At 68.7% G+C, this 14,529-nt stretch carries 16 protein-coding genes; 8 read left to right on the forward strand and 8 right to left on the reverse strand.

Translation table 11 applies throughout. The features are described from left to right. Positions 1 to 7: 7 nt before the first annotated feature. The 5 genes from FFS51_RS07865 to FFS51_RS07885 all read right to left on the reverse strand — a co-directional run bounded on the left by FFS51_RS07865 (position 8) and on the right by FFS51_RS07885 (position 5,507). Positions 8 to 1,282, reverse strand: coding sequence for a DUF445 domain-containing protein (locus FFS51_RS07865; protein ID WP_137878006.1), 1,275 nt, complete (start codon positions 1,280 to 1,282; stop codon positions 8 to 10). A 5-nt stretch (positions 1,283 to 1,287) separates the two neighbouring features. Then, a complete protein-coding gene (locus FFS51_RS07870) occupies positions 1,288 to 2,445 on the reverse strand; it encodes an acyl-CoA dehydrogenase family protein (RefSeq protein ID WP_137878007.1) in 1,158 nt (385 codons plus the stop codon). After that, the gene (locus FFS51_RS07875) at positions 2,442 to 3,197 is read right to left on the reverse strand and encodes an alpha/beta fold hydrolase (protein WP_045248619.1); all 756 of its coding nucleotides are present in this window, start codon (positions 3,195 to 3,197) and stop codon (positions 2,442 to 2,444) included. Before FFS51_RS07875 ends, FFS51_RS07870 begins: the two co-directional genes overlap by 4 nt. A 74-nt stretch (positions 3,198 to 3,271) precedes the next feature. Further along, positions 3,272 to 4,186, reverse strand: a complete 915-nt coding sequence (locus FFS51_RS07880) for an intradiol ring-cleavage dioxygenase (protein ID WP_249352686.1) — start codon at positions 4,184 to 4,186, stop codon at positions 3,272 to 3,274. A gap of 88 nt (positions 4,187 to 4,274) precedes the next feature. Beyond that, positions 4,275 to 5,507: an MFS transporter gene (locus FFS51_RS07885; protein WP_137878008.1), complete on the reverse strand. Its 1,233-nt coding sequence runs from the start codon at positions 5,505 to 5,507 to the stop codon at positions 4,275 to 4,277. 415 nt (positions 5,508 to 5,922) lie between these two features. On the opposite strand from FFS51_RS07885, the gene nrdH reads away from it, so the two are divergent. From nrdH to nrdF, 4 genes are read left to right on the forward strand one after another with little or no spacing between them, the layout of a single operon-like run. Further along, on the forward strand, positions 5,923 to 6,156 hold the full coding sequence (nrdH, locus tag FFS51_RS07890; protein WP_045248621.1) for a glutaredoxin-like protein NrdH: 234 nt from the start codon (positions 5,923 to 5,925) through the stop codon (positions 6,154 to 6,156). A gap of 3 nt (positions 6,157 to 6,159) precedes the next feature. Next, a complete protein-coding gene (gene nrdI, locus FFS51_RS07895; RefSeq protein WP_045248622.1) occupies positions 6,160 to 6,627 on the forward strand; it encodes a class Ib ribonucleoside-diphosphate reductase assembly flavoprotein NrdI in 468 nt (155 codons plus the stop codon). Continuing rightward, positions 6,609 to 8,765: a class 1b ribonucleoside-diphosphate reductase subunit alpha gene (nrdE, locus tag FFS51_RS07900; RefSeq protein WP_056210174.1), complete on the forward strand. Its 2,157-nt coding sequence runs from the start codon at positions 6,609 to 6,611 to the stop codon at positions 8,763 to 8,765. Before nrdI ends, nrdE begins: the two co-directional genes overlap by 19 nt. A 34-nt stretch (positions 8,766 to 8,799) precedes the next feature. Further along, positions 8,800 to 9,774, forward strand: a complete 975-nt coding sequence (nrdF, locus tag FFS51_RS07905) for a class 1b ribonucleoside-diphosphate reductase subunit beta (RefSeq protein ID WP_137878009.1) — start codon at positions 8,800 to 8,802, stop codon at positions 9,772 to 9,774. Between the two features lie 67 nt (positions 9,775 to 9,841). Here the strand turns inward: nrdF and FFS51_RS07910 are convergent, their stop codons facing one another. Next, the gene (locus FFS51_RS07910; RefSeq protein WP_056210171.1) at positions 9,842 to 10,321 is read right to left on the reverse strand and encodes a hypothetical protein; all 480 of its coding nucleotides are present in this window, start codon (positions 10,319 to 10,321) and stop codon (positions 9,842 to 9,844) included. Positions 10,322 to 10,464: 143 nt separating this feature from the next. Here FFS51_RS07910 and FFS51_RS07915 point away from each other — a divergent pair, with 143 nt between their 5' ends. Beyond that, positions 10,465 to 10,893, forward strand: a complete 429-nt coding sequence (locus FFS51_RS07915; RefSeq protein ID WP_045248626.1) for a MarR family winged helix-turn-helix transcriptional regulator — start codon at positions 10,465 to 10,467, stop codon at positions 10,891 to 10,893. A 64-nt stretch (positions 10,894 to 10,957) separates the two neighbouring features. Then, positions 10,958 to 11,422 carry a DUF3817 domain-containing protein gene (locus FFS51_RS07920; protein ID WP_045248627.1) on the forward strand — a complete coding sequence of 155 codons (465 nt, stop codon included), beginning with the start codon at positions 10,958 to 10,960 and terminating at the stop codon, positions 11,420 to 11,422. A 72-nt stretch (positions 11,423 to 11,494) separates the two neighbouring features. On the opposite strand, the gene FFS51_RS14665 is transcribed toward FFS51_RS07920, so the two are convergent. Beyond that, positions 11,495 to 11,647, reverse strand: a complete 153-nt coding sequence (locus tag FFS51_RS14665; protein WP_048808808.1) for a hypothetical protein — start codon at positions 11,645 to 11,647, stop codon at positions 11,495 to 11,497. Between the two features lie 84 nt (positions 11,648 to 11,731). Between FFS51_RS14665 and FFS51_RS07925 the strand changes: the two genes are divergently transcribed. Continuing rightward, positions 11,732 to 12,520, forward strand: coding sequence for an LLM class flavin-dependent oxidoreductase (locus FFS51_RS07925; RefSeq protein WP_137878010.1), 789 nt, complete (start codon positions 11,732 to 11,734; stop codon positions 12,518 to 12,520). Between the two features lie 47 nt (positions 12,521 to 12,567). On the opposite strand, the gene FFS51_RS07930 is transcribed toward FFS51_RS07925, so the two are convergent. Beyond that, the gene (locus FFS51_RS07930) at positions 12,568 to 13,935 is read right to left on the reverse strand and encodes an MFS transporter (RefSeq protein ID WP_137878011.1); all 1,368 of its coding nucleotides are present in this window, start codon (positions 13,933 to 13,935) and stop codon (positions 12,568 to 12,570) included. A 166-nt stretch (positions 13,936 to 14,101) separates the two neighbouring features. Between FFS51_RS07930 and FFS51_RS07935 the strand changes: the two genes are divergently transcribed. Continuing rightward, complete coding sequence (locus FFS51_RS07935; protein ID WP_137878012.1) at positions 14,102 to 14,485, forward strand: DoxX family protein; 384 nt, start codon at positions 14,102 to 14,104, stop codon at positions 14,483 to 14,485. Positions 14,486 to 14,529: the final 44 nt, after the last annotated feature.

Genomic DNA, 14,529 nt, shown 5'->3' on the forward strand with positions numbered 1-14,529 from the left:
CGTCAGGCTAGTGGCCGACGAGCGCCTGGGCCACGGTGAAGATGCCCAGACCCGCCAGAGCACCCACGATCGTGCCGTTGAGGCGGATGTACTGGAGGTCGCGTCCTACCATCAGCTCGATCTTCTCGGTGGTCTCGGCCGGGTCCCAGCGTTCGACCGTGTCGGTGATGATGGACGCGATGTCGTGGCGGTAGCGCTCGACGAGGAACACGGCCGCGTCGGTGATGAAGCCGTCGACGCGGCGCCGGAGCGCGTCATCCGTCGCGAGTCGCGCCCCCAGGTCTGCGATCGCGAGGGCCGCGCGCCGCCGCAGACCGCTGTCGGGATCGGCGAGGGCCGCGAGCAGCCCGCGCTTGGCGGTCGCCCATGCCTCACCCGCGAGCTCGCGCACGCGCGGCGAATCGAAGACCGCCGCCTTCGCGCCTTCGAACCGTGCGATCGTGTCGGGATCGTGCTGCAGACGGTCGGCGAGCCGGCCCAGGTATCCGTCGATCGCATGCCGGGCGGGATGCTCGGGGTCGGCGCGCACAGCGGCCACGAACTTCACCGCCTCCGAATACGCCGCGTCGTCGACGAGGCGATGGGCGATGCGTGGCACCCACCCGGGCAGTCGACGCGACAGCAGGCCCTCGAAGCTCTCGCGGTGCTCGGTGAGCCACTCGCCGATGCTGTCGGCCGCGAGGTCGACCGCGGCGTGGTGCGCACCCGTCTGCGTCAGCCGCTCGAGCCAGCCGCCCGTCGGCGCCGCCCACTCGGGGGCGATGAGATGCGTGCGAGCGAGGTCCTCGATGATCTCGCGCACATCGTCGTCGCTGAGCGCGCGCACGATTCCGGCGACCATCGTGGATGCCTCGGCCACCACACGCTCCGCGTGCGTGCTCTCGCGCAGCCACGTGCCCGCGCGCTCGGCGATCCGGGTGCTGGTGAGCTTCGTGCGCACGATCTCGCCCGACAGGAAGTTCGTCTCGACGAACTCGCCCAGCGTGCGGCCGATCTCGTCCTTGCGCGTCGGGATGATCGCCGTGTGGGGGATGGGGAGCCCGAGCGGGCGGCGGAACAGTGCCGTCACCGCGAACCAGTCCGCCAAGGCCCCGACCATTCCGCCCTCGGCGGCCGCGCGAACATAGGCGAGCGCGGGCACCGTGGCCTGCAACGGGAAGGAGATCGCGAACAGCACCGCCATCGCCAGCAGCGCCGCGAGCGCCACCGCCTTCATGCGCCGCAGCGCCCGCCGCCGCGCCTGATCGGCGGGGCTCAGCGCCGCGAGGGGGGTGCGCGGCATCCGTCTCAGCTCTCGAGTGGGCCGAGCCAGGCGCTGGCGGCCGTCGCGTGTGCCGACTCGGGGTCGGACGGGTGGAACTGACCGGCGAGCACGTCGCGGTAGAGCCGGCCGAGCTCGGAACGCGTGAAGTACGACGAGCCGCCCGCGACCAGGATCGCGTCGTCGACGACCGACTTCGCCATCACGACCGCGCGGTGCTTCACCCCCGACAGCAGCGTGAACCACCGCGGCCCGTGCGGGGCGTTCTCATCGACGTCTCGGGCGATCGAGGCGAGCTCGGTCGGCAGGGCGTCGTAGCGCAGCCCCATGTCGGCGATGCGCCAGCGGATGTCGGGATCCTGCGCATAGGTCGTGCCGCTCTTCTTCGACGTGCGGGTCTTCGCGGTCGCCACCGCGAGGTCGAGCGCCCGTCGGGCCAGTCCGGTGTAGACCGAGCCCAGCAGGATCTCGAAGACGCTGAAGATGCCGAACACGATCGGGTCGGGGTTGGGTCCCGGCGCGACCCGGCGCACCACGCGGTCGGCGGGGGCGACGGCGCCGTGCAACTCGGTCGTGCGCGACTGGGTGCCGCGCATCCCGACGGTGTCCCAGTCGTCACGGGTGACGACAGCGTCCGAGCGCGGGACGAACGCGTAGACGAGTTGTGGTGCGTCCGCGGACGTGGTGTCGAGACCGTGCAGCCCGAGATGCGTCCACACGGGGGCGAGCGAGGTGAAGATCTTGGTTCCGGTGAACGTGTAGCCACCGTCGGCCAGCGGCTCGGCGACGGTGTCGCTGCCGAACAGCACGAGATCGTTGCCGGCCTCGCTGATGCCGAACGCGAAGACCTCGCCGCGCACGGCGCCCTCCTGCACGAACCGCAGGTCGTCGATGCCGCGGTCGGCGAGCACCTTCGCCACACCCGTCCAGACGAGGTGCATGTTGATCGCGAGGGCCGAAGCGGGCGCGGCCGTCGAGAGCCGCTGCTGCAGCAGGGATGCCTCGGCGAGCCCCAGCCCGCCGCCGCCGAGCGCGCTCGGCACCAGGATCGACAGGTAGCCGGCCGCCGCCAGCTCGTCGAGGTCCTCCTGAGGGAACACGTTGTCGTGATCGACCTGCGCGGCGCGCCCGCGGATGCGCTCGATCAGGTCGTCCGGAAGCCAGGCGGCCGCATCGAAGGTCATGATGCGAGCCCGTCGAACAGCGCCGCGAGCGTCTCTGCCGGCTTGTCACGATGCAACGAGTGCCCGGCGCCCTCGATGACCCGCACGCTCACGTGCGGGTTGGCCGCCACGAGCTCGTCGATCGCCGGGCCGGTGAACAGGCTGTTCACGGCGGGGTCGGCGGCCAGCACGAGGGTGGGCACGGTGAGGGCGAGGAACGCCTCGCGCACGTCCCAGTCGGGGTTCTGCACCGCGGTCTGGTCGGTACCCCACGTCGACGCCTGTCGCAGCGATGTCACCTTGGCTTCGACATCGTTCGGATGCCACGTCGGGTTCGCCGCCCGCACGCCCTCGGCGGTCGGCGCGGCGAACGAGGCCGCGTTGCCGGCCTGCACGGCGGCGCGCTGCTCGGGCGTGAGGTGGATGGCCGGGTCGACCAGCACGAGGTGACGCGCCCAGCGGGGGTGTGTCGCCTGGGCGAGGGTCGCCGAGGCGCCGCCGAGCGAATGGCCGATCACGAGGTCCCAGCCGCCCTCGCGGCGCACGTGCGCGACATCCGTGCCGTAGGCCGCCAGGGTGTAGTCGGTCGAACGGGGTGCGAGGCCGTGGCCCCGGAGATCGACGGCGACGGCGTACCAGCCGGCCTCGGCGAGGGCCGTGCCGAACAGCCACATGAGCGGGCCGTTGGATCCGAGTCCGTGGATGAGCAGCGCGTGGCGCTCGGCTCCGGGATCGCCCCACGCAATGCGGGGGAGGGTGACGGGTGCGGGCATGATCCGAGCGTACGGCCTCGACGTGCCGGGGCGGCCCGGTCGCGTCACCTGCCGACCGCGGCCGCCCCGGGCGGTCACACGCCGATCGTGAGGGCCGCGGTGTAGCCCGCGGCGACGTCGCCCGACATGGTCGCGATCTGGTGGATGCCGCCGTCATCGCCGAACACGTTGTCGCTTTTCAGAGAGACCTGCGATGCGTTGCGCACGCTCTGCTCGTAGCCGCTCGTCGCGTAGACGACAACGTTGGTCTCCTCGGGCAGCGCGATCTGAGACGTCTTCACGATCGGTCCTGAGGCGACCGCGGTCGCGACGTCGTCGTAGACCTCGAAGTGGATGTGCGGCCACCGACCCGAGTAGCACGCCGGGTAGATGGAGGTGAAGGAGACCGTGCCGGCGGCATCCGTCTCCTGCACCCCGCGCAGATAGTTCTCGTCGGTGATGCCCCGGCTGTACAGGGAGTAGTTGCCGTCGCGGTCGCAGTGCCAGAGATAGACGCCCTTGCCGGAGAGCGCAGCGCCCGTGTCGGCGTCCCGCACGGTGAGACGGATCGTGAGCGGCACGCCGTCGGCGACCGTCGTCGACGACCCGAAGCTCGCCCGGATGTCGCTGCGCACGATGCCCGAGGCCGTCAGCACGTCGATGCCGTTCGAGCCATCGGCGGGATACGGGCCCGCCGTCTCGTCGGGAACCTCGTCGAGCGAGTCGGATGCCGCGGCATCCGTCGTCGCCGATGCCGTCGCCTGCGGGGTGGCGGTCGTCGACGACGCGACGCCCGACGACGAGGCCGACTGGATGCCGCACGCCGTCAGCAGCGACGTCATCGCGAGGCCGCCGAAGATGCCGAGCGCGCGCCGTCGGTCGACGAGGGTGCGGATGTCGTAGACGAGGCCGCGGTGGTCCTCGTCGATGGGAGCGCCGTCGTCGTCGAGCCATCGGTCGGGATCGGCGGTGCGGGCAGAGATGTCGGCGTCGGGGGTGCGGTCGGCCACGGGGCATCCTCTCGTCGGGGGTGATGCCCCCAGTGGAACCGACGCCGGTTGGTCGCGCCTACGTGGATGCTGTGTGTCGTCTATGCGCTCAGGTGATGATCGCGTTCGGCTCGGTGTCGGGCAGCGGGCTCGGATCGCGGTGCCTCAGATCGGGGAACGCCCGCACGAACACCGCCGCCACGATCGCGCCGAGGAGCGCGAACGCACCGGCCGCGGCGTACGCGCCCACCGCGCCGGTGCCGTCGATCAGGAAGCCGGCGATGGCGGAGCCCGCGGCGCCGCCGATGAGCTGCCCCGTGCCGATCCAGCCGTACGCCTCGGCCGTGTCGCTGAACTTCACGCTCGCAGAGGTCATCGCGAACAGCACCGCGAGGGCGGGCGCGATGCCGATGCCCGCGATGAACAGCGTCGCGCTCGTGCCGACGGGGGAGAGGATCGGGTCGCCGCTGAACAGGGCGAAGGCGATGACCGTGAGCACGAGACCGGTCGCCACGACCGTGAGGCGCCGCGCCATCGCCCACGGCGCCATCGGGGCGTGGCCGAGGGAGAGACCGCCCGCGAGGCTGCCGATCGAGAACACGGCGAGCACGATGCCCGCCTCGAACCCGCCGTGGCCGTAGGAGGCGACGACGCTCGCCTCGACCGCCGCGCACGCACCTATCAGCAGGAACCCGATGACCGTCGCGAGCAGCACCGTCGGTCGCGCGAGCACCTTGCCGAACCGGCGCTTGCTGCGCGGGATGCGCACGCGCCCGACTTCGGGCGACAGGATGAACCACGATCCGCCGCCGACGAGGATCACGACGATCAGCAGCAGCGCGGGCACGGTGCCGAGCTGCGTCGCCACGAGGGTGATCGCCACCGGGGCGACGATCCAGATGATCTCCTGCAGCGACGCGTCGAGCGAGTAGAGCGGGGTGAGCTGACGTGAGGTCACGAGCTTCGGATAGATCGTGCGGGCGGCCGACTGGATCGGCGGCGTCGACAGACCCGTGATGAGTCCGAGGGCGACGTAGGCGGGCAGCACCATCTGGCCGAGCGCGATGACCGTGAGGCAGATCGCGCAGATCGTCATGGTGAGGGTCAGGACCTTGCGCATGCCCCACATGCCCATCCAGCGGCTCGTCACCGGACCCGACACCGCCTGACCGATGGATGTCGCGGCCAGCACGAGGCCCGCGGCGCCGTAGGAGCCGGTCACGTGTTCGATGTGCAGGAGGATCGCGAGGCTCGTCATGCCGTTCGGGAACCGCGCCGTCAGCTGCGCGGCGATGATGCGGATCACGCCCGGAGTGCGCACCAGTTCCCGATATCCCGCCACCCCTCCACGCTATCGCCCGCGGCAGACGTTCTCGGCGCCCCGGGTGGCCGCCGCCGGGGCGGTGTGCTCCGCCGTGGAGGGTGTGCCGGGCGCGATGCGCGACACGCCGACACGGCGTGTCGGATCCATCCCCAGTGTCGGAGGTGCCGCCTACGGTCGTCGCTGTGGACAGTCGGCGTTCACAGCCTGCTGATGCCCGGAATTCAGCGGTTCTTCAGGGTCTGGACACCTCGTCGGCCTGTGGATGAATCGGTGGACAACCTGTGATCGGAGTGGGGAGTGCGGTGGAAAATCACACGGTTGTAACTACTACCCCTTGTGGTTGACCCCAATGTCGGCACCCATATGTAGTATTGAGGTCCCGGCGCCGGTGGGTGCTGGATTACTGGGGATTTGAGGGGAGAACAGGGTTCACATGGCCATCACCGTTTACACGAAGCCGTCGTGCGTGCAGTGCACCGCGACCTACCGCGCGCTGGACTCGAAGGGCATCGCCTACGAGGTTCACGACCTCTCGCAGGACCCGGAGGCGCTCGAGCAGGTCAAGGCGCTCGGCTACCTCCAGGCTCCCGTCGTCGTCACCGACGAGGGCCACTGGTCGGGCTTCCGTCCCGACAAGATCGACGAGCTCGCGTCCCGCCTGGCGTGAGTCATGGCGACCGCGACGCTCCATGGCAGCAGCGCGGTAGCCGCCGCGGATGACACCGCGCCCCTGCTCGTCTACTTCTCGAGCGTGTCCGGCAACACGGCGCGTTTCATCGAGAAGCTCGGCAGGCGGTCCGTCCGCATCCCCCTGAGAGCAGGCGAGCCGACGCCCCGCGTCGATGAGCCTTTCGTCCTGGTCACCCCCACCTACGGGGGAGGCCAGGGCCGGGGCGAGGAACACGGCGCCGTTCCGAAGCAGGTCATCCGCTTCCTGAACGACGCCCACAACCGCTCCTACATCCGCGGAGTCATTTCCGCGGGCAACACCAACTTCGGCGAGTCGTTCTGCCTCGCCGGCGAGATCATCAGCCGCAAGTGCCACGTGCCGCACCTGTATCGGCTGGAGCTTTTCGGCACGCCAGAAGACGTCGAGCGCATCAGCGAAGGACTGGAACGATGGTGGACACAGCACTGACCGAGACCCACTTCAAGACCGAGCCGAAGTTCGAGGGGATGGATTACCACTCCCTGAACGCGATGCTCAACCTGTACGACGCCGACGGGAAGATCCAGTTCGACGCCGACAAGCGCGCTGCGCGGGAGTACTTCCTGCAGCACGTGAACCAGAACACGGTGTTCTTCCACTCCCTCAAGGAGCGCCTCGACTACCTCGTCGAGAAGGAGTACTACGAGCCCGAGGTGCTGGGCAAGTACCCGTTCGCGTTCGTCGAGGAGATCCACCACCGCGCGTACGGCAAGAAGTTCCGGTTCGACACCTTCCTCGGTGCGTTCAAGTACTACACGAGCTACACGCTGAAGACGTTCGACGGCAAGCGCTACCTCGAGCGCTTCGAGGACCGTGTCGTCATGACCGCCCTCGGACTCGCCGACGGCGACCAGGACCTGGCGAACAACCTCGTGGACGAGATCATCTCGGGTCGCTTCCAGCCCGCCACGCCGACCTTCCTCAACACCGGCAAGGCCCAGCGCGGCGAGCTCGTCTCGTGCTTCCTGCTGCGCATCGAGGACAACATGGAGTCGATCGCCCGCGGCATCAACTCCGCGCTGCAGCTGAGCAAGCGCGGCGGCGGCGTCGCGCTGCTGCTGTCGAACATCCGCGAGGCCGGCGCCCCGATCAAGCAGATCGAGAACCAGTCCAGCGGCATCATCCCCGTCATGAAGCTCCTCGAAGACAGCTTCAGCTACGCGAACCAGCTGGGTGCGCGTCAGGGTGCGGGTGCCGTGTACCTCTCGGCGCACCACCCCGACATCATGAAGTTCCTCGACACCAAGCGCGAGAACGCCGACGAGAAGATCCGCATCAAGACGCTGTCGCTCGGTGTCGTCGTGCCTGACATCACGTTCGAGCTCGCCAAGAACGACGAGGACATGTACCTCTTCTCGCCGTACGACGTCGAGCGCGTCTACGGTGTGCCGTTCGGTGACATCTCGGTCAGCGACAAGTACCGCGAGATGGTCGACGACCCGCGTATCAAGAAGTCGAAGATCAACGCCCGCGAGTTCTTCCAGACCCTCGCGGAGATCCAGTTCGAGTCGGGCTACCCCTACATCATGTTCGAGGACACGGTGAACCGGGCCAACCCCATCAAGGGCCGGATCAACATGTCGAACCTGTGCAGCGAGATCCTGCAGGTCAACACCCCCACGACCTACAACGAGGACCTCTCCTACGCCCAGGTCGGCAAGGACATCTCGTGCAACCTCGGCTCGCTCAACATCGCGCTCGCGATGGACGGCGGCGACCTCGCCCGCACGGTCGAGACCTCGATCCGCGGCCTCACCGCGGTCAGCGACCAGAGCCACATCCGTTCGGTGCGCTCGATCGAGGACGGCAATGACCGGTCGCACGCGATCGGCCTCGGCCAGATGAACCTGCACGGCTTCCTCGCCCGCGAGCACATCCACTACGGCTCGCCCGAGGGTCTCGACTTCACGAACATCTACTTCTATACGGTGCTCTTCCACGCGCTGCGGGCGTCCAACCGCATCGCGATCGAGCGCGGGCAGACGTTCGAGGGCTTTGCCGATTCGACCTATGCGTCGGGTGAGTTCTTCGACAAGTACATCGACCAGGAGTGGGCGCCGCAGACGGCTCGCGTCGTCGAGCTGTTCGACGGCCACCACATCCCGACGCAGGACGACTGGCGCGAGCTGAAGGCCTCGGTGCAGCAGCACGGCATCTACAACCAGAACCTGCAGGCCGTGCCGCCGACCGGATCGATCTCGTACATCAACAACTCGACGTCGTCGATCCACCCGATCGCCTCGAAGATCGAGATCCGCAAGGAGGGCAAGCTCGGGCGCGTGTACTACCCGGCACCCTTCATGTCGAACGAGAACCTCGAGTACTACCAGGACGCCTACGAGATCGGCTACGAGAAGGTCATCGACACGTACGCCGCCGCCACGCAGCACGTCGACCAGGGGCTCTCGCTGACGCTGTTCTTCAAGGACACCGCCACCACGCGCGACATCAACAAGGCGCAGATCTACGCGTGGAAGAAGGGCATCAAGACCATCTACTACATCCGTCTGCGCCAGATGGCCCTCGAGGGCACCGAGGTCGAGGGCTGCGTCAGCTGCACGCTGTGAGCCCCCGCGACGAGAAGACGAGGAAGAACGGACGATGAGCGAGAAGCTCCAGCTCCTGAACAAGGTCCAGGCCATCAACTGGAACCGCATCGAGGACGACAAGGACGTGGAGGTGTGGAACCGCCTCACGGGCAACTTCTGGCTGCCCGAGAAGGTGCCGCTCTCCAATGACGTGCAGTCGTGGGCGACGCTGACCCCGGAAGAGCAGCAGCTCACGATGCGGGTGTTCACCGGCCTCACCCTGCTCGACACGATCCAGGGCACGGTGGGCGCGGTCTCGCTCATCCCCGACGCGCTGACCCCGCACGAGGAGGCCGTCTACACGAACATCGCGTTCATGGAGTCGGTGCACGCCAAGAGCTACTCGTCGATCTTCTCGACGCTGTGCTCCACGAAGGAGATCGACGAGGCGTTCCGCTGGTCGATCGAGAACGAGAACCTGCAGCGCAAGGCTCAGATCGTCATGGACTACTACCGCGGCGACGAACCCCTCAAGCGCAAGGTGGCCTCGACGCTGCTCGAGTCGTTCCTCTTCTATTCGGGCTTCTACCTGCCGATGCACTGGTCGAGCCGCGCGAAGCTCACCAACACCGCCGACATGATCCGCCTCATCATCCGCGACGAGGCCGTGCACGGCTACTACATCGGCTACAAGTTCCAGCGGGGACTCGAGAAGGTGGACGAGGAAACCCGTCAGGAGCTGAAAGACTACACCTTCTCGCTGCTGTACGAGCTTTACGACAACGAGGTGCAGTACACGCAGGACCTCTACGACGGCGTCGGTCTCACCGAGGACGTCAAGAAGTTCCTGCACTACAACGCCAACAAGGCGCTCATGAACCTCGGCTACGAAGCCATGTTCCCCTCGACGGTGACCAACGTCAGCCCGGCGATCCTCTCGGCACTGTCGCCCAACGCCGACGAGAACCACGACTTCTTCTCCGGCTCGGGCTCGTCGTATGTCATCGGCAAGGCTGTCGCGACCGAGGACGACGACTGGGACTTCTGATCCCGTCCGAACGGCGAGGGCCCCGCGAGTGTGACACTCGTGGGGCCCTCGCCGTCGGCGGAGGCGCTCAGGATGACGCCTTCGCGACCACGTAGTTCGCCACGAACGCTCCGCTCGTCGAGGGGTCCGGCCCCCACGTGATCACGACGCTCCACTGCGATGAGGCGAGGTGCTGCACGTGATTGCCGTCGGAGGAGAAGTCGCCGTCGAGTGAGTAGCCGGCGGACTTCAGCTTGTCTACGGCGCTGGTGATCGCGGCTTCGCTCGACGTCTGCACGATGATCGAGTAGCCGCCGTTGACGGACACCGAGGTCGTGATCTTGCCCTCGGGTGCGGGGATGTCGCTCGGCCACCCGGAGGGCAGAGAGCCGCTGGTGGAGACGTTGACGCCCGCATCGGCGGCGGCGGATGCGGCGGCGCTGGCGACTCCCGCAGCCTGGCTGGCGACGGCGGCTCCCTGCTGGACGAGCGCGGACACCTGTCCGCAGCCGGCGAGGGCGAACGCCACGGCGACGGTGGCGGGGAGGACGAGATAACGGGGTGACATCGGGACTCCTCATGCGTGTGGTGACGGGGGCGACGAGGCCGAGTGTTCCATGGGTGCATGGATCGCGCATGGGGAGAGTGGCGACTTCCGTCTGCCCGCGGGGCACCGTGCCACGGGCCGTGGGCCGGTCTAGCATGGCTGTCATGTCTGAACGCCCCCCCTTCAGCCCGGTGATCTCCCTGTTGACGATGTCGTCGATCTGGGACGGGCAGCTCGGCGCGGCGCTGAAGGACCTGGGTCTCACTACGCGGAAGTACGGTCTGCTGGCGCACATCCGGGCGACGCCGGGCATCTCGTTCAGTGAGCTGGCCCGCCGCTCCCAGATCACGGTGCAGACCGCCCACACTGCCGTCCGCGCGCTCGCCGATGACGGCATGGTCGCCGACGGCACGGCTCATGCCGGCTCGGCGTCCGATCTGCGCGTCACGGAGAAGGGTGACGCGGCCCTCGATGAGGCCGATGCCCGCCTCGCCCGCCTCGACCGCGACTTCGCGGCGGCGTTGCCGGCGTTGACGGACGCGCTGCAGGGGCTGCACGAGGAGCCGTTCGCAGGGATCCTTCAGGGTTCCTGAAGCCCTTCAGGTAGACTGAAGGATGTCGCGGGAGCCGCGGCATCCGATCTCTGCTGGAGGACCCGTGTTCCGCACCCCGTCCGCACTGTTCCGCGTGCTCGCGATCGCCGAGGCGATCACCTGGACGCTTCTGATCACCGCCCTGATCGTGCGGGCGACCACGGGGGTCGCGATCGCGGTGACGGTCGCCGGCGGCGTGCACGGCTTCGTCTTCCTGGCGTATGGCGCGACCGCCGTTCTCGTTGCGAAGAACCAGCGCTGGCATCCGCTGCGTGCCGTCGTGGCGATCGGGAGCGCGGTGATCCCCTACGCGACCATCCCGGCGGAGATCTGGCTGCACCGCACCGGCGCGCTCGCGGGGGACTGGCGGCTGCACGCGGGGAGCGACCCGCGCGACGAGCGGTGGCACGACCGCCTCATGCGTGCGATGCTTCGTCGCCCCGGACTTCTTGCGGCTCTGCTCGTGGTGGCGGTCGTCGTCATCTTCACGGGGCTGCTGATCGTCGGCCCGCCCGGCGGAAAGGCCTGATTCGGGCGATCGGCCCGAGCCGGCGGCGCGTCGGGCTCAGCGCCTGAGCCGGCCGGAAGACCCGCGCTGGGCTTACTTGGCGCGGGCGTGGATCGGGAGTGCGATCGCTGCCGACACCAGCAGGATGCCACCGAAGAAGATGATGGCCTGCAGGCCCGGCACCGCGAACGCGATACCGAAGCAGAACATGCCGAGCAGGAACAGCAGCAGCGCCACGATGAACATGGGTCTCCTTCGGGGGGATGGGACTTCCGACAGGATATCGGGCGCACGGCCCGCGCCGTGACCGGCGTGAGGCAAGCTTCCCCCATGACGACTCGACACGGAGACCTCTCCCTGGGCGTCGCAGGTGCCCTTGGCGCTGCGCGCATCGCGGACATCGCGGTGCGCGCGGAAGCCGCCGGCTTCGCGCGCCTCTGGGTGAACGACACCCCCGGCGGCGACGCGCTGGCGGGCCTGGCTGCCGCCGCCGAGCGCACGAGCAGCATCGGGCTCGCGACCGGCGTCGTGCCCATCGACCGGGTTCCCGCTCGCGGCCTTGCCGAGCGGGCGACGCAGATCGCCGGTGCCTCCGGCCGCCTCACGGTGGGGATCGGCTCGGGACGCCTGCGCGAGGGTGCGCTCGCGCAGGTCGCCGCGGCGATCGGCGAGTTGCGCGAAGCCGGGGTGCCCGTGCTCGTCGGCGCGCTGGGACCACGGATGCGGCGGCTCGCCGTGACCGCCTCCGACGGCGTGCTGCTCAACTGGCTCACGCCACGAGCCGCGGCGGATCAGACCGCTGCGCTGCACGAGATCGCGCCCGACGCGCGCGTCGCGCTCTACGTGCGGTGGGCGCTCGAGCCGGCCGCCCGCGCCCGGCTCGACGACGAGGCATCCCGGTACGACCAGGCGCCGGGATACGCCGAGAACTTCGCCCGGCTCGGGTTCCGCGCCCACGACACCGTCCTCGCACCCGACTCGGCCGATGCGCCGGGGCGGGTGAGGGCCTATCGCGAGGCGCTGGACGAGGTGGTGCTGCGTGCGATCACCCCGACCGACGCTCCTCATGAGTTCGCGGCGCTCATCGATCGCGCGGGGCGATGGCTGGCAGACGCGTGACGGGGTGAGGGGGCGGATGCCGCGGCATCCGCCCCCTCACCCCGTTCTCAGACCCGCGCGCCCGCCGCGGGTGCCGCCGCCCGCCGTGCAGCGTCGATGCGGTCGAGCTCGTGGAGCGAGGTGCCGCGGGTCTCCCGCATCGTGAGCACGGTCACGAGCGTCACGATCGCGGCGATACCGAGGTAGATCGCCACCGGCAGGGGCGAGCCGAACGACGTCAGCAGCGCGGTCGCGATGATCGGTGCGAGCGAGCCGGCGACGATCGAGGTGACCTGGTAGCCGAGCGACACCCCCGAGTAGCGCATGCGCGTGGGGAAGAGCTCCGCCATGATCGCGGGCTGCGGGGCGTACATGAACGAGTGGATGACGAGACCGAGGCAGATCGCGAGCACGATGACGAACGGGTCGCGCGTGTCGAACATCGGGAACGCGATGAATCCCCACGCGATCGCGAACACGGCGCCGATCGCGTAGACGGGCTTGCGGCCGATGCGATCCGACAGTCCTCCCACGATCGGGATGACGATCGTGTGCACGATGTGGGCGACGACCAGCAGGGTGAGGATCTCGGCCGTGTCCATGCCGAGCGCCACCTTGAGGTAGGTGATCGAGAAGGTCACGACGAGGTAGTACATGATGTTCTCCGCGAAGCGCAGGCCCATCGCGGTCACGACGCCACGGGGGTACCGACGCAGCACCTCGAACACGCCGTACCGCGTGTCATTGGCCGCTGCCGCCTCACGCGCCTGCACGAAGATGGGAGCGTCGTCGACGCGGGTGCGCACGTAGTACCCGATCGCGACGATCACGACCGACAGCCAGAACGAGACGCGCCAGCCCCAGCCGAGGAACGCCTCGGGCGTGAGCGTGCGGCTGAGCACGAGCAGCACGATCGTGGCGAGCAGATTGCCGATCGGCACGGCCGCCTGGGGGAACGACGCCCAGAAGCCGCGGCGACGGTCGGGGGAGTGCTCGGCGACGAGCAGCACGCCGCCGCCCCATTCGCCGCCGACGGCGAAGCCCTGCAGGAATCGCAGGATCACCAGCAGCGCGGGAGCGAGGTAGCCGACCTGCTCGAAGGTGGGGAGGCATCCCATCAGGAACGTCGTGACGCCGACGAGGATGATCGCGAGCTGCAGCAGCTTCTTGCGGCCGTACTTGTCGCCGAAGTGTCCGAAGACGATGCCGCCGAGAGGGCGGGCGATGAAGCCGATCGCGTAGGTCACGAAGGCGGAGATGATGCCCGCGTACGGGTCGTTCGACGGCGGGAACATGACGACGTTGAACACGATCGTCGCGGCGGTGGCGTAGAGGAAGAACTCGTACCACTCGGCGACGGTGCCCGCCATCGATGCGGTGACGACCTTGCGTAGTCCGCTGGTCTTCGGTTCTGCGGGGGATGCGGCAGATGCCATGCGCTGATACCTCCTTGTAGGCGCAGGTGCGACGGATGTCGCGGCCCGAAATTACCTGAAAGTCAATTCAGGTTTCAAGATCGGATGCCGCGTGTCGCCGTCCCCTGGATGAGAGTTCTCTCATCGACCCCTCGACATCGGCCGCTCGCCGCAGTGGAATGGGGTCATGCGCGTTGCAGCCCGATGGCTCCTCGGCGTCGCGATGGTCGTCGCCGGCGTCTCCCACCTCACGTTCCTGCGGTCGGACTTCCGAGCTCAGGTGCCCGAGACGATCGCCGAGCTGTCGCCGCTCGACGAGGATCAGATCGTGCTCGCATCGGGCGTGGTCGAGATCGCCCTCGGCACCGCCGTGCTCGCGGCCCGGCGCCGACGCGGACTCGTGGGCGCGGTGCTCGCCGCCTTCTTCGTGGCCGTGTTCCCCGGCAACCTCGCCCAGTTCGCCAACCAGCGCAGCGCGTTCGGGCTCGACACCGACGCGAAGCGGTTCATCCGACTTCTCTTCCAGCCGATCCTCGTGGTCTGGGCGCTGTGGGCGACGCGCCGCGGGTGAACGGGGGCGCCGCACCCATCGGCCGAGCGGCCGGCGCTCGGGGG

The organism is Microbacterium sp. 4NA327F11 (assembly GCF_005503465.1).
Lineage (GTDB): Bacteria > Actinomycetota > Actinomycetes > Actinomycetales > Microbacteriaceae > Microbacterium > Microbacterium ginsengisoli.

What these genes read in the sequence shown, in the direction of transcription:
- FFS51_RS07935 (WP_137878012.1), top strand. Translation starts at nt 14,102, where the DNA reads ATGCGCGTTGCAGCCCGATGGCTCCTCGGCGTCGCGATGGTCGTCGCC.
- nrdH (WP_045248621.1), top strand. Translation starts at nt 5,923, where the DNA reads ATGGCCATCACCGTTTACACGAAGCCGTCGTGCGTGCAGTGCACCGCG.
- FFS51_RS14665 (WP_048808808.1), bottom strand. Translation starts at nt 11,647, where the DNA reads ATGTTCATCGTGGCGCTGCTGCTGTTCCTGCTCGGCATGTTCTGCTTC.
- FFS51_RS07910 (WP_056210171.1), bottom strand. Translation starts at nt 10,321, where the DNA reads ATGTCACCCCGTTATCTCGTCCTCCCCGCCACCGTCGCCGTGGCGTTC.
- FFS51_RS07875 (WP_045248619.1), bottom strand. Translation starts at nt 3,197, where the DNA reads ATGCCCGCACCCGTCACCCTCCCCCGCATTGCGTGGGGCGATCCCGGA.
- FFS51_RS07925 (WP_137878010.1), top strand. Translation starts at nt 11,732, where the DNA reads ATGACGACTCGACACGGAGACCTCTCCCTGGGCGTCGCAGGTGCCCTT.
- FFS51_RS07865 (WP_137878006.1), bottom strand. Translation starts at nt 1,282, where the DNA reads ATGCCGCGCACCCCCCTCGCGGCGCTGAGCCCCGCCGATCAGGCGCGG.
- nrdF (WP_137878009.1), top strand. Translation starts at nt 8,800, where the DNA reads ATGAGCGAGAAGCTCCAGCTCCTGAACAAGGTCCAGGCCATCAACTGG.
- FFS51_RS07915 (WP_045248626.1), top strand. Translation starts at nt 10,465, where the DNA reads ATGTCTGAACGCCCCCCCTTCAGCCCGGTGATCTCCCTGTTGACGATG.
- nrdI (WP_045248622.1), top strand. Translation starts at nt 6,160, where the DNA reads ATGGCGACCGCGACGCTCCATGGCAGCAGCGCGGTAGCCGCCGCGGAT.
- FFS51_RS07930 (WP_137878011.1), bottom strand. Translation starts at nt 13,935, where the DNA reads ATGGCATCTGCCGCATCCCCCGCAGAACCGAAGACCAGCGGACTACGC.
- FFS51_RS07870 (WP_137878007.1), bottom strand. Translation starts at nt 2,445, where the DNA reads ATGACCTTCGATGCGGCCGCCTGGCTTCCGGACGACCTGATCGAGCGC.
- nrdE (WP_056210174.1), top strand. Translation starts at nt 6,609, where the DNA reads ATGGTGGACACAGCACTGACCGAGACCCACTTCAAGACCGAGCCGAAG.